The sequence below is a fragment of the Streptomyces hainanensis genome (assembly GCF_004348415.1).
GTDB classification, from domain to species: domain Bacteria; phylum Actinomycetota; class Actinomycetes; order Streptomycetales; family Streptomycetaceae; genus Streptomyces; species Streptomyces hainanensis.
Genome location: NZ_SMKI01000033.1, coordinates 20,949 through 27,658 on the forward strand (window position 1 = coordinate 20,949; position 6,710 = coordinate 27,658).

Here is a 6,710-nt window from a genome sequence, read left to right on the forward strand (position 1 = left end):
GCGGCTCACCGGATCCCGGGCAGCAGGTGGACGACGAGGTCGATCAGCTTGATGCCGACGAAGGGGGTCACCAGGCCGCCGAGGCCGTAGACGGCGAGGTTGCGGCGGAGCATGGTGGCGGCGCTGGTGGGCCGGTAGCGGACGCCGCGCAGCGCGATCGGGATCAGGGCGACGATGACGACGGCGTTGAAGATGACGGCGGAGAGGACGGCGGACTGGGCGCTGCCCAGGTTCATCACGTTGAGGTGGCCGAGCTGCGGGTAGACGCCGGTGAACATGGCGGGGATGATCGCGAAGTACTTGGCGACGTCGTTGGCGATCGAGAAGGTGGTCAACGCGCCCCGGGTGATGAGCAGTTGCTTGCCGATGGCGACGATCTCGATGAGCTTGGTGGGGTTGGAGTCGAGGTCCACCATGTTGCCGGCCTCCTTGGCGGCCATGGTGCCGGCGTTCATGGCGACGCCGACGTCGGCCTGCGCGAGGGCCGGGGCGTCGTTGGTGCCGTCGCCGGTCATGGCGACCAGCCGGCCGCCGGCCTGCTCCCGGCGGATCAGGTCCATCTTGTCCTCGGGGGTGGCCTCGGCGAGGTAGCGGTCGACGCCGGCCTCGCGGGCGATGGCTGCGGCGGTTGCCGGGTTGTCGCCGGTGATCATCACGGTGGAGATGCCCATCCGGTGCAGCTCGGCGAAGCGTTCGCTGATGCCGGCCTTGACGATGTCGCGCAGCCGGATCACGCCGAGCACTCTGGCCGGCCGGTCGGGCAGCCGCTCGGCGACCAGCAGCGGGGTGCCGCCCTCGCCGCTGATGGCCTCCACCAAAAGTCCAAGCTTTTGCTGGGGGTCCCCCCGGACGGAGTCTGCTCCGTGGGGGTCCCCCCGGACGGAGTCTGCTCCGTGGGGGTCCCCCCGGACGGAGTCTGGGGGAGGATGGCCGCCCTGGTCGCGTACCCACTTCATGACGGCGGTGGAGGCGCCCTTGCGGATCCGGCGGCCGTCGTCGAGATCGACGCCCGACATCCTGGTGTGGGCGGTGAACGGCACGAACGTGACGCCGGTGACCCGGCCCTCCTCGCGGCCGCGCAGCCCGTACTCGTTCTTGGCGAGCACCACGATGGAGCGGCCCTCGGGCGTCTCGTCGGCGAGGCTGGACAGCTGGGCGGCCTCGGCGAGTTCGCGTTCCTCGACGTCGGGGGCCGGGATGAACTCGGTGGCGTGCCGGGCGCCGAGGGTGATGGTGCCGGTCTTGTCGAGCAGCAGCGTGTTGACGTCGCCGGCGGCCTCGACGGCGCGCCCCGAGACGGCGATGACGTTGCGCTGCACGAGGCGGTCCATGCCGGCGATGCCGATGGCGGAGAGCAGGGCGCCGATGGTGGTGGGGATGAGGCAGACCAGCAGCGCGGTGAGCACGATCAGGGTCTGCTGGCGTCCGGAGTAGGCGGCCATCGGCTGGAGGGTGGCGACGGCGAGCAGGAAGACGATGGTGAGGCTGGCCAGCAGGATGTTGAGGGCGATCTCGTTGGGGGTCTTCTGCCGGCTGGCGCCCTCGACCAGCGAGATCATCCGGTCGAGGAAGCCCTCTCCCGGGCAGGTGGTGATCCGGACGACGATCCGGTCGGAGAGCACGGTGGTGCCGCCGGTGACGGAGCTGCGGTCGCCGCCCGACTCGCGGATCACGGGCGCGGACTCGCCGGTCATGGTGGACTCGTCCACCGAAGCCACGCCGTCGATCACCTCGCCGTCGCCGGGGATCAGCTGCCCGGCCTCGACCACCACCCGGTCGCCGACGACGAGTTGGGTGCCGGGCACCTGCTCCTCGCCGCCGTCGGGGCGCAGCCGGCGGGCCACGGTCTCCTTCTTGGTGCGGCGCAGCGCCTCGGCCTGGGCGCGGCCGCGGCCCTCGGCGACGGCCTCGGCGAGGTTGGCGAAGAGCACGGTGGCCCACAGCCAGCCGGCGATGGCGAAGCCGAAGAAGCTCGGGTTGACGACGGCGGAGACGGTGGTGACGAGGGAGCCGATCCAGACGACGAAGATGACGGGCGCGCGGACGGTGTGCCGGGGGTCGAACTTGCGCAGCGCGTCCGGGAGGGCCGCGGCGAGTTGGCGCGGCGAGAAACCGTGTCCCGTGGGGTGGCGGGCGGTCACTTCAGCCCCTCCGCGAGCGGTCCGAGGGCGAGCGCGGGGAAGAACGTCAGCCCGGTGACGATGACGGCGACGCCGGTGAGCAGCCCGGCGAACATCGGCTGGTGGGTGGGGAGGGTGCCGCTGGAGACCGGCACCCGCTGCTGGGCGGCGAGCGAGCCGGCGAGGGCGAGCACCAGGACCATGGGCAGGAAGCGGCCGAAGAGCATGGCGAGGGCGAGGGCGGTGTTGTAGAAGGTGGTGCCCGAGGTGAGGCCGGCGAAGGCGCTGCCGTTGTTGTTGGCGGCGGAGACGAAGGCGTAGAGCACCTCGGTCAGGCCGTGCGGCCCGGGGTTGAGGATGGCTTCTCGCGGCCCGGGGAAGGCGAGGGCCAGGCCGACGCCGACGAGCACCGCGAACGGCATGGCCAGCACGTAGAGGGCGACCAGGGTGATCTCGCGCTGCCGGATCTTCCGGCCGAGGTATTCGGGGGTGCGGCCGACCATCAGGCCGGCGATGAACACGGCGAGCACCGCGAGCACCAGCATCCCGATGAGTCCGCCGCCGATGCCGCCGGGCGAGATCTCGCCGAGCAGCATGTTGAGGAGGAGCACGCCGCCGCCGAGTGGGGTGAAGCTGTCGTACGACGCGTCGTTGGCGCCGGACGAGGTGGCGGTGGCGGAGTGCCCGAACAGCGCCGAGTTCCAGACGCCGAACCGGGTCTCCTTGCCCTCCAGGGCGGCGCCGACCTCGCGGGGCACGGTGCCGTGGTGTGTCGCCTCGAAGACCGTGGTGAGGGTGAGTCCCACCGTCCACAGCACGGCCATCACCGCGAACAGCACCCAACCGTGCCGGGGGGAGCCGACCAGCCGGCCGAAGGTGCGGGGCAGCACGGAGGGGATCAGCAGCATCAGGAAGGTCTGGAGCAGGTTGCTGAGCGCCGTCGGGTTCTCGTACGGGTGCGCGGCGTTGGCGTTGAAGTAGCCGCCGCCGTTGGTGCCGAGCACGCTGATGGCCTGTTGGGAGGCGACGGGGCCGCGGAGAATGGTCTGGTCGCCGCCCTCCAGGGTGGTGAAGGTGTGGGCGCCGGCGAAGTCCTGCACCGCGCCGCAGGCGGCGAGCAGCAGCGCGCTCAGGAAGGCGAGCGGCAGCAGCACCCGGATCACGGACCTGACCAGGTCCACCCAGAAGTTGCCGATCTCGTCGGTCCCCTCGCGGACGAAGCCGCGGATCAGGGCGACGGCGACGGCGAGGCCGGTGGCGGCGGAGAGGAAGTTCTGCACGGCCAGGCCGGCGAGTTGGGCGAGCTGGCCCATCACGGCCTCGCCCGAGTACCACTGCCAGTCGGTGTTGGTGACGAAGGAGACCGCGGTGTTGAACGCACCCGACGGCGGCAGGCCGGAGTGGCCGAGGGAGAGCGGCAGGACGCGTTGCAGCCGCAGCAGCAGGTAGAGCAGGAGCACCGAGACGGCGGCGAAGCCGAGCAGCGAGAGGGCGTAGACCGTCCACCGCTGCTGGGCCCCGGGATCGACGCGGCACAGCCGGTAGACGAACCGTTCGACGGGCAGGTGGCGTTCGGAACGGTAGACCCGGGCCAGGTAGTCGCCGAGCGGCACGTGGACGGCGGCGAGCGCCAGCACCAGGACGCCGATGGTCAGCAGGCCGGCGAGCGCGTCGCTCATGAGAACCACTCGGGGAAGAGCAGCGCCACCACCAGGTAGCCGCCGAGCGTGACGGCGATGACCAGGCCGACCAGGTTCTCGAAGGTCACCGGCCCGCCACCCCCTTGACGACCGCCGCCAGCAGGGCGAAGGAGACGATGGTCAGGGCGATGTAGGCCAGGTCGGGCATGGGGACCAGCATGTTGGGCCGGTCCGTGGGGCCCCGGCGGCCACGCGCGGGGATCCACCCGAACGGACGGCTACCTTCCGGCGGTCCATGAGTCGGCGAGCCGGCAGAGGACGGCGAGCGCGGCCCGGGTACGGTCGGCGTCGCCGGTGGTGAGCCGGTCGGCCTGGAGGCCGGCGTAGGCGTTGTTGAGCAGGGTGGCCTTGACCAGGGCGTCCGCCGGGTCGAGGCCGCGCAGCTCCAGGGCCCGGGCGACGAAGCGGGCCCGGCCGGCGACGAACGCCGGCACGTGGCCGGGGAGCCGGCCGGCCGCCGCCAGGCCCTCGATCTCCTGGACCAGGCGGGTCCTGGGGAGTTCGTCCTCGCTCAGGTGCCGGTCCCAGGAGTCGCGGACGATCGAGCCGATGCCGACGGCCGGGTCGGACCAGCCGGGGGTGGCGGCCAGGGCCTGGTGCTGCCGCTCGTCGAGCCGGTCGAGGACGGCGCGCAGCAGGGCGTCCTTGTCGGCGAAGTGGTGGGTGAGCACGCGGGTGGAGCGGCCGAGGGCGGCGGCGAGGGTGCGCAGCGAGAAGGTGGCGAAGCCGGTCTCGGCGAGCCGGTCGATGATCTCGTCCGTGAGGCGGCGCCGGCGCGCCGGGTCGGCCGGCCTGGCCACTAGCCGCTCCGCCCGGCAAGGCCGCTCCGCCCGGTGAGGCCGTGCCGCCCGGTGAGGAAGGCGCCGACGGCCCTGGCCACCCCGGCCGGTTCCTCGTCGTGGAGCCAGTGGCCGAGCCCGGGGAACGACAGGAGCTCGGTGTGCGGCCGGCGTGCCGCCATCTCCTCCGCCTGCGCGGTGGGCAACACGGTCGACTCCTCGCCGTGCAGCAGCAGCGCGGGGCAGGCGGAGCCCAGCCAGTCCGGCCACCAGTCGCCGAGCAGCGCCCACTGGGAGCGCAGCAGGGTGTCGGCGTCGAACAACAGCCCCCAGCCGTCGGGGTGTTCGACGGCGTTCTCCAGGAAGTAGCCGGTGACGGGGCCGACCCGCTCGGCCAGCAGTCGGTGCAGCTCGGCGAGGGTGGCGGCCCGGCGCGGCCAGGGGCGCGGGTCGAGGACGGGCGGCTCGTTGCGGGCCGGGGCGTCGAGCACCACGAGGCGGGTCACCAGGTCGGGGCGGCGCGCGGCCAGCCGGTAGGCGACGGCGCCGCCCATCGAGTGGCCGAGCACCGGCAGCGGGCCGAGCCCGAGGTGGTCGAGGAACCCGGCGGCGTCCGCGAGGTAGGCGTCCGGCCGCACGTCGGCGACGGGCTCGGCGCGGCCGTGGGCGCGCTGCTCCAGCGCGAGGAGTCGGTGCCCCGGGGCCAGCGCGGCGGCGAGCGCGGCCCAGCCCCGGGCCCGGCCGAAGTGGCCGTGCAGCGCGAGCAGCGGGGCGCCGGGGCCGCCGAAGTCGACGTACGAGAGCGGGGTGCCGTTCAGGGTGACGGGACGGGTGAGGGCCACGACACATGAGGGTAACAGTCGTTACCCTTACGTCGAGGCCGCCGGTTCGGATGCCGAAGGACCCCGATCGCGGTTCCATGGTTCCCGGGGACCGCCGACCGGGAGGAGGCCCCGGGATGCTGTACGACGACCGGATCTCGGCGGGGCGCAGGCTGGCGCGCGAACTGGCCGGGCTGCGGAAGCGCGACGTCGTGGTGCTCGGGCTCCCCAGGGGCGGGGTGCCGGTGGCCGCCGAGGTGGCGCAGGCGCTGGGCGCCCCGCTGGACGTCGCCGTGGTCCGCAAGCTGGGCGTGCCGTTCCAGCCGGAGCTGGCCATGGGGGCCATCGGCGAGGACGGCGCGCGGGTGCTCAACGAGGACGTGGTGCGCACCGTCCACATCTCGGAGGCCGAGCTGACCGAGGTCGAGGCGGCGGAGCGGACCGAGCTCGACCGGCGGGCCAGGGAGTACCGGAGCGACCGGGGCCGCGTCTCGCTGGCCGGCCGCACCGCCGTCGTGGTGGACGACGGCATCGCCACCGGCGCCACCGCCCGCGCCGCCTGCCGGTCCGCGCGGGCGCGCGGCGCGGACCGGGTGGTGCTCGCGGTCCCGGTCGCGCCGCACGACTGGCGGAACCGGATCGGCCGCGACGCGGACGAGTTCGTCTCCCCCGAGACCCCGGTCGACTTCCTCTCGGTCGGCCAGTTCTACCGGTCCTTCGAGCAGACCGAGGACGCCGAGGTCGTCGACTGCCTGCGCGGCGGCGAGCGCCGCGCAGTCACCGTCGACGCGGGCGACGGCGTGCGACTCCCCGGCGAGCTGACCCTCCCCGAGGGCACCGCGGCCGTCGTCGTCTTCGCGCACGGCAGCGGCAGCGGCCGCCACAGCCCACGCAACCGTTTCGTCGCCGACGCGCTCAACGGCGCCGGCCTCGGCACCCTGCTCTTCGACCTGCTCACGCCGGCCGAGGAACCCGACCGGGCCAACGTCTTCGACATCGAACTGCTGGCCGCCCGGCTGCGCCGGGCCACCGACGCGGTGCCCCCCGACCTGGCCGTCGGCTACTTCGGCGCCAGCACGGGCGCGGGCGCCGCCCTCCGGGCCGCCGCGGAACCGGACTCCCGCGCCGCCGCCGTCGTCTCCCGCGGCGGCCGCCCCGACCTGGCCGGCCCCGCTGCTCGTCCACACCCCCGACGTCATCCGCACCGTCGCCGTCTGCATGGACCTCGAACCCACCGAGGTCGCCATCGAGCGGATGCTCACCGAGAAGACCAACGACGAGGCCGAGGCG

General features: G+C 73.6%; 5 protein-coding genes and 1 pseudogene. 1 reads left to right on the plus strand and 5 read right to left on the minus strand.

Going from position 1 to position 6,710, the window contains the following annotated elements:
• Positions 1-5: 5 nt before the first annotated feature.
• The 5 genes from kdpB to E1283_RS05170 all read right to left on the minus strand — a co-directional run bounded on the left by kdpB (position 6) and on the right by E1283_RS05170 (position 5,441).
• The gene (gene kdpB, locus E1283_RS05150) at positions 6-2,141 is read right to left on the minus strand and encodes a potassium-transporting ATPase subunit KdpB (protein ID WP_132816664.1); all 2,136 of its coding nucleotides are present in this window, start codon (positions 2,139-2,141) and stop codon (positions 6-8) included.
• Positions 2,138-3,799, minus strand: coding sequence for a potassium-transporting ATPase subunit KdpA (gene kdpA, locus E1283_RS05155; RefSeq protein WP_132816665.1), 1,662 nt, complete (start codon positions 3,797-3,799; stop codon positions 2,138-2,140). The genes kdpB and kdpA overlap by 4 nt, the downstream gene beginning before the upstream one ends.
• Complete coding sequence (gene kdpF / locus E1283_RS05160) at positions 3,796-3,888, minus strand: K(+)-transporting ATPase subunit F (RefSeq protein WP_132816666.1); 93 nt, start codon at positions 3,886-3,888, stop codon at positions 3,796-3,798. Before kdpF ends, kdpA begins: the two co-directional genes overlap by 4 nt.
• A 150-nt stretch (positions 3,889-4,038) precedes the next feature.
• Entirely contained in the window at positions 4,039-4,620 is a 582-nt protein-coding gene (locus E1283_RS05165; protein ID WP_132816667.1) for a TetR/AcrR family transcriptional regulator, read from the minus strand.
• Positions 4,620-5,441: an alpha/beta fold hydrolase gene (locus tag E1283_RS05170; protein ID WP_132816668.1), complete on the minus strand. Its 822-nt coding sequence runs from the start codon at positions 5,439-5,441 to the stop codon at positions 4,620-4,622. Before E1283_RS05170 ends, E1283_RS05165 begins: the two co-directional genes overlap by 1 nt.
• Positions 5,442-5,557: 116 nt before the next feature.
• Between E1283_RS05170 and E1283_RS05175 the strand changes: the two are divergent.
• Positions 5,558-6,592, plus strand: a pseudogene (locus tag E1283_RS05175) (alpha/beta fold hydrolase); the annotation flags it as partial.
• Positions 6,593-6,710 lie beyond the last annotated feature (118 nt).

Excerpts from the sequence above, each read along its gene's own strand:
- kdpA (WP_132816665.1), bottom strand. The coding sequence starts at position 3,799 with ATGAGCGACGCGCTCGCCGGCCTGCTGACCATCGGCGTCCTGGTGCTG.